This window comes from Kitasatospora sp. NPDC048662, from assembly GCF_055587065.1.
Window position 1 is genome coordinate 356,161 of record NZ_JBVJHA010000007.1, and the last position, 15,261, is coordinate 371,421.

The 15,261-nt window shown below is 73.2% G+C and carries 14 protein-coding genes; 5 read left to right on the forward strand and 9 right to left on the reverse strand.

The genetic code is table 11. The annotated features are described in order from the left end of the window. Window positions 1-80 precede the first annotated feature (80 nt). Both ACZ6R9_RS21900 and ACZ6R9_RS21905 read left to right on the forward strand, forming a co-directional pair. A complete protein-coding gene (locus ACZ6R9_RS21900) occupies window positions 81-1,301 on the forward strand; it encodes a cytochrome P450 (RefSeq protein WP_380481290.1) in 1,221 nt (406 codons plus the stop codon). 257 nt (window positions 1,302-1,558) lie between these two features. Next, on the forward strand, window positions 1,559-2,737 hold the full coding sequence (locus ACZ6R9_RS21905) for a PP2C family protein-serine/threonine phosphatase (RefSeq protein ID WP_380481287.1): 1,179 nt from the start codon (window positions 1,559-1,561) through the stop codon (window positions 2,735-2,737). 114 nt (window positions 2,738-2,851) lie between these two features. On the opposite strand, the gene ACZ6R9_RS21910 is transcribed toward ACZ6R9_RS21905, so the two are convergent. The 6 genes from ACZ6R9_RS21910 to ACZ6R9_RS21935 form a co-directional block, all read right to left on the reverse strand. Further along, window positions 2,852-3,760: a transporter substrate-binding domain-containing protein gene (locus ACZ6R9_RS21910; RefSeq protein WP_465539743.1), complete on the reverse strand. Its 909-nt coding sequence runs from the start codon at window positions 3,758-3,760 to the stop codon at window positions 2,852-2,854. Window positions 3,761-4,032: 272 nt separating this feature from the next. Continuing rightward, on the reverse strand, window positions 4,033-4,608 hold the full coding sequence (locus ACZ6R9_RS21915; protein WP_465539745.1) for a hypothetical protein: 576 nt from the start codon (window positions 4,606-4,608) through the stop codon (window positions 4,033-4,035). Between the two features lie 6 nt (window positions 4,609-4,614). Beyond that, window positions 4,615-5,124 (reverse strand): hypothetical protein, encoded by a 510-nt coding sequence (locus ACZ6R9_RS21920; RefSeq protein WP_380481279.1) that lies wholly within the window; start codon window positions 5,122-5,124, stop codon window positions 4,615-4,617. Further along, window positions 5,121-6,872, reverse strand: coding sequence for an alpha/beta hydrolase (locus ACZ6R9_RS21925; RefSeq protein WP_465539747.1), 1,752 nt, complete (start codon window positions 6,870-6,872; stop codon window positions 5,121-5,123). The genes ACZ6R9_RS21920 and ACZ6R9_RS21925 overlap by 4 nt, the downstream gene beginning before the upstream one ends. 2 nt (window positions 6,873-6,874) lie before the next feature. Then, complete coding sequence (locus tag ACZ6R9_RS21930; RefSeq protein WP_380481273.1) at window positions 6,875-7,207, reverse strand: WXG100 family type VII secretion target; 333 nt, start codon at window positions 7,205-7,207, stop codon at window positions 6,875-6,877. Between the two features lie 204 nt (window positions 7,208-7,411). Further along, window positions 7,412-8,962 (reverse strand): MFS transporter, encoded by a 1,551-nt coding sequence (locus ACZ6R9_RS21935; RefSeq protein WP_380481271.1) that lies wholly within the window; start codon window positions 8,960-8,962, stop codon window positions 7,412-7,414. 132 nt (window positions 8,963-9,094) lie between these two features. On the opposite strand from ACZ6R9_RS21935, the gene ACZ6R9_RS21940 reads away from it, so the two are divergent. Further along, window positions 9,095-9,832, forward strand: coding sequence for a TetR/AcrR family transcriptional regulator (locus tag ACZ6R9_RS21940; protein WP_465539750.1), 738 nt, complete (start codon window positions 9,095-9,097; stop codon window positions 9,830-9,832). Window positions 9,833-9,933: 101 nt separating this feature from the next. Here the strand turns inward: ACZ6R9_RS21940 and dacB are convergent, their stop codons facing one another. Next, window positions 9,934-11,514 carry a D-alanyl-D-alanine carboxypeptidase/D-alanyl-D-alanine endopeptidase gene (dacB, locus tag ACZ6R9_RS21945; RefSeq protein WP_380481265.1) on the reverse strand — a complete coding sequence of 527 codons (1,581 nt, stop codon included), beginning with the start codon at window positions 11,512-11,514 and terminating at the stop codon, window positions 9,934-9,936. A 227-nt stretch (window positions 11,515-11,741) separates the two neighbouring features. Here dacB and ACZ6R9_RS21950 point away from each other — a divergent pair, with 227 nt between their 5' ends. Then, complete coding sequence (locus ACZ6R9_RS21950; RefSeq protein ID WP_465539752.1) at window positions 11,742-12,314, forward strand: TetR/AcrR family transcriptional regulator; 573 nt, start codon at window positions 11,742-11,744, stop codon at window positions 12,312-12,314. A 154-nt stretch (window positions 12,315-12,468) separates the two neighbouring features. On the opposite strand, the gene ACZ6R9_RS21955 is transcribed toward ACZ6R9_RS21950, so the two are convergent. After that, a complete protein-coding gene (locus ACZ6R9_RS21955; protein WP_465539753.1) occupies window positions 12,469-13,842 on the reverse strand; it encodes a DHA2 family efflux MFS transporter permease subunit in 1,374 nt (457 codons plus the stop codon). A gap of 98 nt (window positions 13,843-13,940) precedes the next feature. Next, on the reverse strand, window positions 13,941-14,447 hold the full coding sequence (locus tag ACZ6R9_RS21960) for an FBP domain-containing protein (RefSeq protein WP_380481258.1): 507 nt from the start codon (window positions 14,445-14,447) through the stop codon (window positions 13,941-13,943). Between the two features lie 338 nt (window positions 14,448-14,785). On the opposite strand from ACZ6R9_RS21960, the gene ACZ6R9_RS21965 reads away from it, so the two are divergent. Further along, window positions 14,786-15,070, forward strand: coding sequence for a hypothetical protein (locus ACZ6R9_RS21965; protein ID WP_380481255.1), 285 nt, complete (start codon window positions 14,786-14,788; stop codon window positions 15,068-15,070). The last annotated feature ends 191 nt before the right edge of the window (window positions 15,071-15,261 follow it).

Sequence of the window (15,261 nt, forward strand, 5' to 3'; positions counted from 1 at the left end):
GCCCGGCGACGGGAACCCGGGTGCGCCGCCCGGCCGTTCCCGAACCGGACAGTAAATACGACTGCTTCTGGGGGAGTTGCATGGACGTCGCTGCGATCGTCAACGAGCTGATGGGCCCGAAGGGTTGCCGCGACCCGTACCCGCTGTACGAGCAACTGCGCGCGTTCGGGCCGACGGTGCAGAGCGACGAGTACATGGTGCTGGTCACCGGCCACCAGGAGGCCGACGAGATCTTCCGCAACCCGGCCTTCGGCGTCATCGAACCGGAGCTGGCCGCCCAGTTCGAGCCCGACTTCCCCGACCACCCGGGCAAGAACCTGCTGGGCGATTCGATCCTGGAGCGCAACGCGCCCGACCACCCCCGGATGCGCTCGCTGATCTCCTCGGTGTTCACCCCGCGCCGGGTCTCCGCCCTGGCACCCGCCGTCACCGCCGCGGTCGAGCAACTGCTGGACGAACTCGCCGCACGAAGCGAGCACGGCGACGGCCCGGTGGACTTCCTGGACGCCTTCGCGTTCCGGCTGCCGATCGGCGTGATCTGCGAACTGCTCGGCGTCCCCGACCGGGACCGGCACCTGTTCCGCCCGCTGGCCTCCGACCTCACCGCCACCATGGAGTTCCTGGTCGGGGACGAGGAACTGGCCGCCGCCGACCGCGCCGCCGGTGAACTCTCCCAGTACTTCGCCGAGCTGGCCGCCCTCCGACGCGCCGACCCGAAGGACGACCTGGTCAGCGCCCTGGTCGCGACCGCCGACGCCGACCAGCAGCGGCTGTCCGACACCGAACTGCTGGCCAACCTGGTGCTGCTGCTGGTGGCCGGCTTCGAGACCACGGGCAACCTGCTCGGCAACGCCCTCGCCCTGCTGTTCGAGCACCCCGACACCGCCGCACAGCTGCGCGAGGGCACGCTCGATCCGGCCGCCCTGGTGGACGAGGTGCTGCGGTTCGACTCGCCCGTCCAGCTCACCTCCCGGATCGCGCTCACCGACGGCCTCACCGTCGGCGGCAAGCCCGTCCCGCGGTACACCGGCACCCTGCTGCTGGTCGGCGCCGCCAACCGCGACCCGCGACGCTTCCCCGACCCCAACCGCTTCGACCCGTCCCGCACCGACGGCCGGCCGCTCAGCTTCGGCGGCGGCCCGCACTACTGCCTCGGCGCCCAGCTCGCCCGGCTGGAAGCCACCACCGCGCTGCCCGCCCTGCTGCGCCGCTTCCCCGCACTGGCCCCCGCCGGGCCCGCCGTCCACCGCGACCGGCTGGTGCTGCGCGGCTACCGCACCCTGCCCGTCACCCTCGGCTGACACTGAGGCGCCGTCGGCACCCTGGCCGTCACCCTCGGGCCCGTCACCCTCGGGCCCGTCACTCTCGGGCCCGTCACTCTCGGCTGACACCGAGGCACCGCCGGCGGTGACGCAGCTCACCCAAATGGCTGAAATATGATCGAATCGGGCCGAAGGGCCCAATCCGTCGGGACCTTGGCAAGGGGTGGCCCCGACGGATGGCACGGGACGATGGAGGGGAGACGCACCCACCCGGGCGCCCGCCTGAGGAGGTCAGCATGCCCGCGCCCACCGCAACGTCCGTCCGTGTCGCCCCCGGCGAGGACGCCGAGCGCCTGCCCGGTCCCCAGCGCGACCAGCAGCACGGCCGGGAGGCCACCGCGCGCTGGGAGGCCGCGATGGCCGAGGCGCTGCGCACCCCGACCTGGGCGCGCGCCCTGCCGATCCTGCTGCTGGTCGCCGATCTGGTGCTGGAGGAGTCCGTCCCCAGCTCCGTCGCCGCGGGCTTCCTGCTGACGGTGCTGCCCGTGGTCGCCGCGTTCAGCGCCGGGCCCGCCGTGGTGGCCGGCGCGACCGCCGTCACCGTCGGCCTGCAGGCGTTGCTCGCGCTGCGCTCCGGCCACCTGTACGAACAGCACCACCTGTGGACGTACCTGGGCACCGTGCTGGCCGGGATGATGGGCGCCGGGCTGGCGACCCAGCGCCGCCGCCAGACCCGCGCCCTGGTCCGGATGCGGGCCGTCGCCGACACCCTCCAGCACACCGTGCTGCACCCGGTGCCCGCCCGGGTCGGGGGCCTGCGGGCCGCCGGGCTGTACCGGCCCGCGGAGGCCGACTTCGGCATCGGCGGCGACCTGTACGACGTGTGCGAGACCCGGCACGGCACCCGGATCCTGCTGGGCGACGTGCGCGGCAAGGGCCTGGAGGCGGTGCGCACCGTCGCCGACGTGGTCGGCGCGTTCCGGATCGCCGCCCACGAGACCGCCGACCTCGGCGAGCTCGCCGCCCAACTCGACCGCCAGGTGCGGCGGGCGGCCGAGCAGCGCGGTGACGGCGAACTGTTCGTCACCGCCGTGCTGCTCCAGCACGACCCGCTCACCGGCCGGCTCGACCTGGTCAACCGCGGCCACCTCGCCCCGCTGATGGTCGCCCCCGGCACGGTCGCCGCCGTCCGCTGCGCCGAGGACCTCCCGCTCGGCCTCGGCCACCTCGCCCTCGGCCCGGCCGCCGAGCCCACCACCGTGCCGCTGCCGCCCGGGCACAGCCTGCTGCTGCACACCGACGGCGTCACCGAGGCCCGGGACGGCGACGGCGAGTTCTACCCGCTGGCCACCCGGCTCGGCACCCTGCCCAGCACCGACCCGGACACCCTGGTCGCCTTCCTGGAGCAGGACGTCCGCCGCCACGCCGGCACCCTCACCGACGACGTCGCGGTGCTGGCCCTGCGCGCGGCCTGAGCCGCCCCGCGCGGCCCGCGCCTGCCCGCGCGGCCCGAGTCGTCCCGCGCCTGCCCGCGCCTGCCCGCGCCTGCCCGCGCGGCCCGAGCCGCCCCGGGCGCCTGAAGGACCCGCTCAGGACGAGCCGTTGACCACCGAGTTCTGGATCGCCCCGACCGCCAGGTCGTGCTCGGCCAGCACCTGGTCGTAGGTGCCCTCGGTGATCAGCCGGTTCATCGCCCGCATCAGCACGTCGCGCAGCACCGAGTCCTCCTTGCGCACCGCGATGCCGAACGGCCGGGGCTGGATCTGCGGGCTGCCGATCTGGAAGGCGTTGCCGTTGTCCACGGTCTGCGCCACGTACTGGACCTTCGGGTAGTCGGTGACGAAGGCGTCCGCCGAGCCCTTCAGCTTGTCCAGCGCGGCGGTGTCGGTGTCGGTCTCCACCACCTTCAGCTGCTTGGCGTCGTGCTCGCACACCTTCGCCTGCCGCTGCACCAGGTCGTAGTGGGTGGTGCCCTTCTTGACCACCACGGTGTGTCCGCACAGGTGGTCGATGTCGCTGATGTTCTGCGTGGTGCCCTTCTTGACGGCGATGCCGATGCCCGCCATGAAGTAGTCGACGAAGTCCACGCCCGCGCCGGTCTGCTTGCCGTCCTTGTCCAGGCCTTCCTCGCGCTCGCGGGTGTCGGTGATTCCCGACATCGCGATGTCGTACTGGTGCTTCATCAGGCCCGGCAGGACGTTGCCGAACTGCCCGGCGTCCTGGAACTCGACCCGGACGCCGAGCAGTTCGCCCAGCTTCTGCGCCAGGTGCGGGTCCAGCCCCTCCGGCTCGTTGCGGTCGTTGCGGTACACCACCGGCGCCGCGGTGAACGAGGCGCCCACCGTCAGCACCCCGGCCTTGCGCACGGACTCCGGCAGCATCGCGTGCAGGTCCGGCTTCTTCTCCTGGGAGCCTACGGTGCCGCAGCCGCCCAGCAGCAGCGTCCCACCGATGACGGCGACGAGCGCGGTGCGCCCCCGCCCGGTCGTGTGTGCCATGGTCGTCGTCTCTCCCCGAGGTCAACGGCGGAACACGCGACGGCTCCGGGGCACCGGACGGCATGGCGGCATGCCAAAAGGCGGCATGCCAATGCCGGGGAAAACCCCTCGGCCGGCCGCCGTTCCGGCTAGATCACGGGCGACTATAGCCAGAGACACACAGGTCGCCCTAGAGCCCCCCCGACAATTTCCGCGCAGGTCACACACCCTGACGTCCGATCAGCACCGGTCCGGCCCGGTTCGTCCGTGACGGCGTCCCGGCGGGAGGGACCCTAGGACCACCCCGGGTCCTCGAAGCGGGGCAGGGTGTCCGGGCCGCCGTCGGCGCCGGTGGGCAGGGGGCTGGGGGCCGGGCCGAACGGCTCGGTGGCGCCCGGGTCGCGCACCCGCGCGGTGGCCGTCACCGTCACGTTGCCGGGTACGCCGATGCTGACGGTCACGCCCGTCCCGTCCGGGGTGCGCGCGCCCGCCTCGGAGGCCGTGTTCTCGGTGACCGTCCAGCCACGGCCGGTCCAGTACGCCCGGACCTGCTCCAGCAGCCGCGGCCGGTTGGCCTCCGCGACCTTGGTCAGCACGTACCGGCGGAGCGTCAGCTGCGCGGTGCCGTCGTTGTCCCGGCGGGCGTTCTCGTGCGGCACCGAGCGGTAGGCGTCGTCGGCGAACCGCACCGCGGGGGTCAGCGCCGAGGTGGTGCCGTCCACCAGCTCCTGGATCCGGCCCCGGGCCAGGTCCGCGGCCGGGGCGGAGGCGCCCGCCGCCGCACCGTCCGAGCCGCAGCCCGCCAGCAGCGGACCCAGCAGCAGCGCCGCGAGGGCGCCCGCCACCCGTAGTCCCGTCCGCTCACCCATCGGAGGTCACACCGACCAGAACGGGTCGTGCCGGCGCGGCATGGTGTCCATCACGCCGTCCGGCCCCAGCGGGACGGTGCTGTCGCCGCCGAACGGGTACGAGGTGCCGCTCGGCGGCACGCCCTGCACCCGCGCCAGCAGGGTCGCGTTCCCCGGTATGCCGATCCTCAACTCGACCGTCCCGAGCGGTGATTCGGCCCGCAGCAGGGGCAGCACCGGATCGTTCTCGCCCTCCACCCGCCAGCCCCGGGCCTGCCAGGCCCGGCCCAGCTGGGCGAGCAGCTCGGGGTAGCGGTTCGCGGCCAGCCGGGTCATCAGGTAGCGCCGCTTCTCCAGGTGCGCGGTGCCGTCGGGCTCCCGGGTGTACGGGTGCTCGTGCTCCACCGCCACGTACGGGCCGTCCGCCCAGTCGGCGGGCGGGTTCAGCGCCGCCGGGGCGGAGTCCAGCAGCTCGTCCACCGCCGCCTTCGCGGCCAGCAGCGCGGCCGACGGGTGGGGTGCCGCGAAGTCGTTCATCGCCGGTCCTGTCCGATCACCCGGTCGCCGTGACCGGAGACGATCATGCCCATGTTGCGCAGCGAGTGGCCGTCCCGGCCGTCGCCCTGGTTCCAGTAGTCCGAGTGCGACTGGAAGCCCAGCGGGCCGTCCGCCACGTCGAAGCGGTGTGCGCCGAACTCGGAGCTCGCCGGGTCCTGCCCGAACCACAGTTCGTGCGGATCGTCGTGCCCTGCGATCTTGTCACCGATGAAGCCGCCGAGCAGCGCGCCCGGCGGGCCGCCGAGCAGGCCGCCGATGCCCGCGCCGATCCCGATGCCCTTCGCCTCGGCGTGGCTCGGCAGGTGCGAGACCGGGTCGTGCTCGGCCGCGCCCACCCACACGTGCGAGCCGTCCACGCCCAGCTGGGAGGCCTTCTGCGCGCCGGTGCCGGGGGAGCCCACCAGGATGATGTCGTCCGCCGGGATGCCGCCGGGCCGCTGCGCCGCCTGCCCGACCGTGAACGAGCCGTAGCTGTGGCCGAGCGCGGTCAGGTGCGCCGGCTGGCCCTCGTGCGAGGCGCGCAGGCCCTGCAGGAAGCTCTGGTAGGCCTCGCCGCCCTGTTTGGCCCGCTCGTCGCCGGCCACCGCCAGCGCGTCCGGGCTGATCCCCTTGGCCTGCGGGGCGTCGTAGCCCAGCCAGGCGATCGAGGCGGTCTTGCGGGACGGGTCGATGTCGTGCGCGGACTGCCACAGGTCGCGGGCCCGGTTGGCGTCACCGGCGCCCATGTTCTTGACCTCGGTGTTCAGGCCGGGCACGTACGCCACCACGTCGTCCGCGGTGTCCGGGTTGCCGTAGGCGATCGCGGCCCGGCCCTGGCCCTGGTCGCCGATCACCATCAGGTAGGCGGGCGGCTGCTTGCCCTGGTCGTCCCGCAGGCGGCTCTGGATCGAGCGGAAGCCTTCCAGCTTCTTCTTGTCCCAGTCCGACAGGTTCTGCCGGGACGACAGGTCGTTCACCATCCGGTCGAGATTGATCCGGTTGGCCTGGTCGCGGGCCGGGGTGGGTATGCCGTCGCGGTTGCCGATCTCGGCCGGGTGCTCCTTGATCAGCCGCTGCTGCTCGTCCGCGGGCAGCGACTTCCACCAGGAGTTCACCTCGGTCGGCGAGGCGTTCTGGCCCGGCATGCCCGCCAGGACCAGGTCCTCACCGGCGAGCGTGCTCAGCGCCGTGCTGTTCAGCCGCATCGCGGCGCCGAACGCGTCGAGGCCGGCGCCGGTACGGGCGTCGGTGGTGTACTGGCGCAGCCGCTGCGCCGTCACCTGGTCGGCGTGCGCGGCCTTCGACAGCGCCTCGCCGATCCGGTCGCGCAGGTCGGTGCCCTGCCGGGTGCGGTCCGGCGCGTCCGGGTCGTGCCGCTCGCCGGGGCTCGGCGGCGGCCAGGAGATCCCGCCGTCGTCGGAGACCTGGAAGCCGCCGGCCCGCGCCTCGTCCAGTGCCCGGCGCAGGTCCGCCTGGGCCAGTACGAACGCTTCCGCGCCCTCCCGCAGGACGGGCGCGATCAGGGTCAACTCCTGGTGCGCGGCGGTCAGTTTGCGGGTGGTCCGGGCGAGTGACTGCCGGGCGTTGTCGGCGGCGCCGCCGGTCCACCCGGAGTCCCGTACCCGGCCGTCCACCCCGGACCGCCACAGTTCGGTGCTGTCGCCGATCGCGCCGGCGAGAGTGGCGTACGCGTCGGCGGCGCCGAACAGCCGCTGCGGGTCCGCGTCGCGGAGCGTGGGGACGTCCATGCTCACCGCCCGGCGGCCGAGGTGACGGCGCTGTTCGCGGCCTGCTCGGCGTTGCGGTAGTTCGCCGCGGTCTGCCGGAGGTTCCCGCCCTGCTGGTCCATCTCCGCGGACAGCTTGTCCAGCATGCTCTTCCATTCCGTGGTGCAGGCGTTGAGCTCGCTGCCCGTCAGCCAGCCACGCAGTCCGTCCGCCGCGCTGTCCGAGGGGCCGAGCACCCGGGAGGTCTCGCCCGGCATCCGCTCGGCGTCGACCGTCGCGGTCTGCCCCGCTCCCTCCAGCACGTCCGGGTCCACCTGGAACCCGCCGCCGCTCCCGCCTGGGCCCACGTCGCGCACGCCATCCCCCAACACCGGTGTCGGTCCGACCGCTTGAGCCGGTCATGCTAGCGAAATCCGGTCACCGAACCCAGCGCCGTTCACCACATCTCCGCGCGATCCACCGCGTGTTGTCCGTCACCCTCTTGGCCCAGACTTTGACGACCCTTTACCGGAACGGGTGGATCGTAGGCCGTCGACCTCGGCGCCACCGGCCGTGGCCGCTCAGGCGACCTCCGCCAACTCGGGCGCCGGGGCGGGCTGCGGGGCGGCGGTGCGGTGCAGCAGGACGGCGACCAGGACGGCGGTGGCGGCGAGCGCCGCGGAGCCGCAGCGCAGGGCGAGGTGCAGGGCATCGACGAAGGCGGAGTCCACGGCGGCCTGCACGGGCGCCGGGGTGGGCGCCGCTTCAGGACCGGTGCCGTGGCCGGTGAGCGCGGAGACCGCGTGCGAGACGCCGTCGGCGGGCAGCCCGAGCCGCTGGAACGAGTCGCTCAACGCGCCGGTCAGCCGGTTGGTGAGGACGGCGCCGAGGACCGCGATGCCGAGCACCCCGCCGAGTTCGCGCAGCGTGTTGATGGTGGCCGAGGCCATGCCGGTCTGCGCCGGGGCGACCCGCTGGAGCACCGCGATCGACACCGGCGTGAACGTCAGACCCATGCCGAAGCCGAGCACCACCAGCGTCCACACGTACGACCAGTAGTGCGCGTGCCCGTCGTACAGCGACAGCCCGCCGAGGCCGACCGCGCACAGCGAGATGCCCAGCACCAGCGGCAGGCGCGTCCCGTGACGGGCGGTCAGCCGGCCCGAGAACGGCGCGGCCAGCATGATCACGGCCGTCATCGGCAGGCCGGCGTACCCGGCGTCGGTGGGGGACCAGCGCATCACGCCCTGGAGCATCAGCGGCAGGAAGAACAACGCGCCGAACATCCCGAAACTGACCATCAGGCCGCTCAGCTGCGCCCCGGCGAGCACCCGGTCGCGGAACAGCCGCAGCTCCAGCATCGGCTCCGCCGCCCGCAGTTCGACCAGCACGAAGACCGTGAGCAGCGCCACCGCGGCCGCCCCGCAGCCCAGCACGACGGGGTCGGTCCAGCCCCGGCCCGGGCCCTCGATCAGGCCGTAGACCAGCGCGCCGAGACCGGCCGCGGACAGCGCGAGCCCGGTGAGGTCGATCCGGCGCTCGCGCGGCGCGATCGCCGGCAGCACCCGGAACGCGAGCACCAGGGCGAGCAGCCCGACCGGGACGTTGATCCAGAACACGCTGGCCCAGCCGAACGCGTCCACCATCGGACCGCCGATCACCGGACCGATCGACAGGCCCAGCGCCGAAACCCCCGACCACAGGCCGATGGCGCGGGCCCGCTCCTTCTCGTCGGTGAACACCTGGCCCAGGATCGCCAGGCTGCCCGGCGTCAGCAGGGCCGCGCCCACGCCCTGCAGCATCCGGGCGGCGACCAGCACCCCGATGTCGCCGGCCAGCGCGGCGGCCGCCGACCCGACCGTGAACAGTGCCAGCCCGAGCCGGAACACCCGGGTCCGGCCGAACCGGTCGCCGAGCGTGCCGCCGGTGAGCAGCAGCGCCGCGTACACCAGGCTGTAGCCCTCGGCGACCCACTGCAGTCCGCTGATGCCCGCGTCCAGGTCCCGGCCGATCCGGGGCAGGGCGATATTGACGATGACGTTGTCCAGCATCGCCATGAACATCGTGACGCAGAGCGTGGCGAGCGCCTGCCACTTGTGCCGGGCGCCGCGCGCGCCGATCGAGGCTTCCACCGAAACGATCCCCTCCGGGTGTGCCGAGACAGCCCCTAACGGTGTTAGGGGCTGCTGATGCGCACTCAGGATGGCCCTAACGGTGTTAGATTGCAAGCGCGATCAGCGCCCCGGACACCTCAAGGAACCGCCATGGCCGAGCCCACCCCCGCGCCGGACGCCCCCGCGCCCGCCCTCACCCGCCAGGGCCTGGCCGCGGCCGCACTGCGCGTCCTCGAACGCGACGGCCTGGCCGGCCTGTCCATGCGCAAGGTCGCCGCCGAGGTCGGCGTCAAGGCCGCCTCGCTGTACTGGCACGTCCGCAGCAAGGAAGAACTGCTCGACCTGCTCACCGACGCCCTGGTGGCCGACGCGGAACTCCCGCCCCGGCAAGGCAGTTGGCGCGACCAGTTCCTGGAGTACGGACGCGCCTACCGCGCCCTGCTGCTGGCCAAGCGGGACGCCGCCAAGGTTGTCTCCGGCCGCCTCACCCCGGGCCCGCACATCCTCGCCATCCTGGAGGACCAGCTCGACCGCCTGCGCAGCGCCGGCTTCAGCGACGCCGACGCCGCGATGGCCTCCTACCTGCAATCCGCGTACGTCCAGGGCTTCGTGCTCCAGGAACAGTCCCCGCTGTCCGCCGCCGAAGCCGCCGGCGCGAGCCGCGGCGAAGTCGCCCGCGCGGCGGGCGACGCCTTCCGCACCCTCCCCGCCGAGACCTTCCCCAACCTGGTCGCCCTCGCCGACGACCTCACCGACCCCGACATGGAAACCCGCTTCGAATTCGGCCTCAACCGCCTGGCGGACGGCCTGGCGGTCCTGCTGCCACCGGACAAGGCGGACAACTGGGGGCGCGGCGACCTGCGCGAAGGGGAACGCGCCCGACCGTGAGATCGCGGCGCAGGGCAATCGCTCGCACGTGATCGCGACCTCGCGTCGAGAACAGCCACGGGCCCCGCCGCAGGTGCGACGGGGCCCGTGATGACGAAGCGTCAGCAGTGCGCGAGGGTCTCGCAGTCCTCCCAGCGGGTGCCGGTGTAGTTGTCACCGGAACCGCCGGGCGCGACCAGCGAGTTGGACTTCAACTGGGCCGTGGCGGCCGGGCCGGTGGCGAGCCGGACGGCGATCGCGTCGACCACCGGGCGCGGGCTGGTGCCCGCGAAGTTGTTGACCAGCACGACGAACGACAGCTTGCGGCCGTCGGGCGCGGTCGCGAAGCCGACCAGGTTGTCCACGCCGCCCATCGAACCGCTCTTGGCGTGCACGTTGTTCTCGGCCTTGGTGCCGCGCATCCGGGCGGCCAGCGTGCCGCCGACCATCCGCTCCGGGTTGCCCGCCACCGGCAGCGCGTTGTACCAGGCGTCGAACCACGGCTTGGTGCGGGCGACCTTCAGCAGGTCCGCCATCTTCGCGGGCGTGATCAGGTCGTAGCGGGACAGGCCGGAGCCGTCCACCTGCCGGGTGGTCGGGCCGCTCACGCCGTTCGCCTTCAGGAAGGCGTTGACCTGGTTGATGCCGGTCGCCCAGTCGCCGCGGCCGCCCTTGACCTTGCCGATCTCCTTGGTCAGGTGCTCGGCGATGCCGTTGTTGCTGATCTTCAGCATCGGGACGACCAGCTCGGCGAGGGTCTTCGAGTCGTGCGAGGCCAGCGGCTGCGAGGTCTCCGAGCCGCTCGCGGTCTGCACCCCGCGCAGCACCATCACGCCGTGCTTGGCCAGCGCGCCGGCGAACACCTTCCCGGCGTACGTGGTGGGGTCCTCGACCGTCACCCAGGAGGTCACCGGCGCGGCGCCGGTCGGGATGCTGCCGGACAGCGCCAGCTCGTTGCTGCCCCGGCGCCGCTGCACGCCGACGCTGGAGCCGCTGCCCGTCGCGCCGGTGGCGACCGTGCCGGTGAACTTCATCGGCGCCTCGGCCGGGTTCAGCGTCACCTTGGCGTTCTCGCCCGCCGCGCCCGGAGTGACGGTGACCTGCACGGTGTCCATCATGTACTCGGCGTCGTTGGCGACGGTCAGCCCGGATATCTGCGGGCTGTACGAGTACGGCTCGTCGTCCCAGGCCCAGCCCGGCCCGAGCGGCGTCGAGTCGTAGCGGCTGCCGTCCGCCAGCACCCGGCCGGTGACAGTGGTGACGCCGGACGCCGCGACCTTCGCGGCCAGGTCGTCGAGGTCCTGCACCAGCAGGCTGGGGTCGCCGCCGCCGCGCAGCACCAGGTCACCGGCCAGCGTGTCGCCGTAGGTGTTGCCGGTGCTGCGGACCTCGGTGGTGAACCGGTAGTCCGCGCCCAGCAGGTCGAGCGCCGCCGTCGAGGTCACGGTCTTCAGGGTGGACGCCGGGGTGAACAGCGCCTGCGGCTGCCGCGAGTACAGCACCTCGCCGGTGCCGGCGTCCTGCACCACGACGCCGGCCTGCGCGCTCGCCAGCCGGGGGTCGGCGAGCAGGGTGTTCAGGTCGGCGGTCAGCGTGGCATCGGCCGGCGCCGGGTCGTCGGCCTGTGCCGAGACGGCGAGCAGGGAAGCGGCGAGGACCGCGGCCGCGAGCGGCAGGCTGCGGCGGTACGGGCGTGCGGACACGGGTGGCTCCAGAGTGCGGATCGGCCGGGGCACGTGCGTCACCCACGCCCCCGTTTTGTCCGGGACATTATCATCTGATGGAGAATCAGATGATCTTTATTCCGGGCTCCTTGGGCTCCCCTCTACAAGACGTCCCATCGCCCCGAAACGTCGCACCCCGAAGCGCCCGAATCCGCCCGGATACACTGACGCAGGCTTTCGGCAGGTCAAGGTTCGGGACGGGACACATGGGCGCGCACGCTGGACTCACGGTCGAGCGGATCACCCGCGCCGCCGCCGAACTCGCGGACCAGGTCGGCATCGACAAGGTCACCGCCTCCGCCCTCGCCCGCGGCTTCGGCGTCAAGGACGCCAGCCTCTACTCGCACGTCAAGAGCCTCCAGGAGATCCGCACCCGGGTCGCCCTGCTCGCCACCGAGGAGATCAACGACCGCCTCGCGACCGCCGTCGCCGGCCGCTCCGGCGCCGAGGCCCTGGCCGCCTTCGCCGACGCCCAGCGCAGCTACGCCCAGCAGCACCCCGGCCGCTGGGCCGCCACCCAACTGCGCCTGGACCCGGCCGACTTCGCCGACACCGACGCCCTCGCCCGGTCGGTCGAACTGACCTACGCGGTGATGCGTCACTACCGGCTGGACGAACCCGACCTGACCGACGCCGTCCGGCTGCTGCGCTCCACCCTCCACGGCTTCATCGCCATCGAGGCCAACGGCGGCTTCCACCACCCGCGCGGCATCGACGGCTCCTGGAAGCGCATCGTCGCCGGCCTGCACCAACTGCTGGAGAACTGGCCCCGCACCTGAGCCCGCCGCTCCGCCGTCAGAAACGCGGCCGGAAAAGCCGCCGTCAGCACCACGAACCCCAGCGCCCCTGCGGTGCCCACCACCGCGCCGAGCTGCTGCGCGACCGCGTTCGCGGCGACCGGCCTGCGCGGGCTGCCGGGATACCGGCCCCGGCTCAGGCCCGTCGCTTCGCCGGCAGGAACGCGGCCGGAACCGCCGTCAGCACCACGAACCCCAGCGCCACCGCGAACGCCACGCGGAACGCCCCGACCGTCCCCGCGTCGCCGTGCTCCAGGACCAGCGCGACCACCGCGGTGCCCACCGCCGCGCCGAGCTGCTGAGCGACCGCGTTCGCGGTGGTCGCGGCGGGCACCGAGGCCGGCGGCAGCGAGTGGTACAGCGTCACCATCACCGGCGAGGCCGCCAGCGCCAGGCCCACCCCCTGCGCGAACAGCGCGCCGAGCAGCAGCGGGCCCGGTTCCGCGCTGCCGGCCCGGGCGAACACCGCCAGGCCCGCGGCCACCAGTGCCAGCCCGGTCAGCACCAGGGCCCGCGGATTGCTTCGGGCGTCGATCACCCGTCCGACCAGCAGCACCGCCACGCCCGCGCCCGCCCCCTGTGCCGTCATGGCCAGGCCTGCCGTCAACGGTCCACGGCCACCGGCCTGTTGGAAGAACAGCGGCACCAGCACCACCGCCCCGTACAGGCCGAAACTGTTCAGCAGCGAGACGCTGGTCGACGCGGCGAACGCGCGGTCCCGGAACAGCCCGAAGTCCAGCAGCGCCCGGCGCCGCCGACGCCGCGCCAGCACCCCGTGTGTCGCCAGCAGCGCCGCCGCCACCAGCAGCGGCACCAGCACGCCCGGGTCGCCCGCCGCCCGGCCCCCGCCCAGCCGGACGCACCCGAGGACGGCCGCCGTCAGCCCGCCGCTCACCGTCACCAGGCCCGCCAGGTCCAACTCGCCCGGATCGCTGTCGCGTTGGTTGCGCATCAGCAGTGGCGACAGCACCGCCACCACCAGGCACACCGGCACGTTCAGCAGGAACATCCACCGCCACGAGTGCCCCTGGACGAGCGCCCCGCCCACCACCGGACCCGCGACGGGCGCCAGCAGAATCGGGACGGCGATCAGCGCCATCGTCCGCCCCATCCGCTGCGGGCCGGCCACCTGCACCACCAGGATCCGCATCAGCGGGAACAGCATCCCCGCGCCCAGCCCCTGCACCACCCGGAACGCCACCAGCGACCCCAGCGACCAGGCCAGCCCGCTCAGCGCCGACCCCAGCAGGAACACCGCCAGCGAGGCCGTCCAGCACGCCACCGCCCCGAACCGCCGCGCCGCCCAGCCCGTCGCCGGAATCACCGCCGACATCGCCAGCAGGTACGCCGTCGCCACCCACTGCACCTGCGCCAGGCCCGCGTCGAACCGCCGGGCGAAGGACTCCAGCGCCACCCCCACCACCGTGGTGTCCAGCAGTGCGACGAAGGCCCCCGCCGCCAGCACCAGCGCCGCCCGCACCACCGGCCCGCCGAGCGCCTCCCGGTCCACCGGAGCCGTCCCCGGATGCACCGTCCCCGAATGGGCCGTCCCCGGATGCGCCGTCCCCGGATGCGCCGTCCCCGTACGCGTCGTCCCCGGATGCGCCGTCATCGGACGACCCTCCCGAGGAACCCGGCCAGGTTCGCCCGCATCCGGGCCACCCGCGCCTGTGTGTCCAGGCTCTCCGTCATCCGCGCCCCGCCCGCCGCCACCCGTTTGCGCCCCCGCACGTACAGCGGGCACGCCAGGTCGCTGCAGAAGTACTCGCCCGCCGAGGCGTACGCGTACTCCTCGGCCGAGCCCCGACCCGCCCGGCGCGCTGTCATCAGGGCCACCCCCGAGGCCGGATGCGCCGTCAGGCAGATCGAACACATCGCTCCACCGCGCCCGGCGCCCGGTCGCTGGGCCAATCGCAGGGCCACCCCGACGGTTCGCCCCCCGAACTCGGCGACCAAGTACCCCCGCTCGGGTGCCCTTGCCTCCCGCCATCCCAAAAAGTCCAGCCCTGCCCAGTCCAGCTCCCCGAGCCCGCGCGGCAGCCAGGCCCGATTCGCCTCGCCCTTGGTGCAGTTGACGAACGACGCCCGGATTTCCGCGTCGGTCAGTGCCCGCATGACGTCCCACCATTCCCTAGGATCCCTAGTTTTAAGCCAAGGTATCCTAGGCATGCCTTCGCGCCAACCGATTTCCCCTTCCGGACCGAACGGCGAAGACCGTCAACTCCCTTGCCGGGTATGTCCTTGAGGGCGAGGTGCCGGTGCGTCCGGGGCACCCTCCAGCGGGCCGCAGAGGGGGCGGACGGGCCGGACAAACCCACTGATCGGGCCGCTCGGCCATGGGGAGCAATCGGGCTCGTGCCGACTGGCCGCCGTGGCCGGGGTGGTGTCCCTTTGGAGTCAGGGAAGCCCACTGCTTCCCAATCAATTTCCGTATTCGGAAGGACTGTTCTCTGATGCGTGCTCTCACTCGCACTGTTGCTGCCCTCGGCCTCGCCGCCCCTGTTCTGCTCGGCTGCGCCGGCCTGGCGTCCGCCCACGAGGACATGGACGAAGGCAAGGGCAACAGCCCCGAGGCGCACTTCCTCCAGGTCGACTTCATCGCCGACGAGGACGCTGCCGGCATCGCCGCCACCGGCTCGTTCGTCACCCCGAACAGCGTGGAGCACTTCAGTGCCTTCGCCCTGGCGACCGACGAGGGCGTGACCGGTTCGGCCACCGACTCGGGCGCGAGCTGGTAAGTCCGACGCCTGACGCTTGAACGGGAGGAGGGCCGTCCCAGCCCTCCTCCCCGCACCACCTCAGCGCCGGCCGCTTCGGCCGGCGCTTTGCTGTGCCTTAGACCGACCGGCAAATGGATCACTTGAGGCGTCGGGTGGTGGGGCGGCCGTCCCATCGATAGCGGCTCGTGGCTCGGCGGATGAGCATGCGG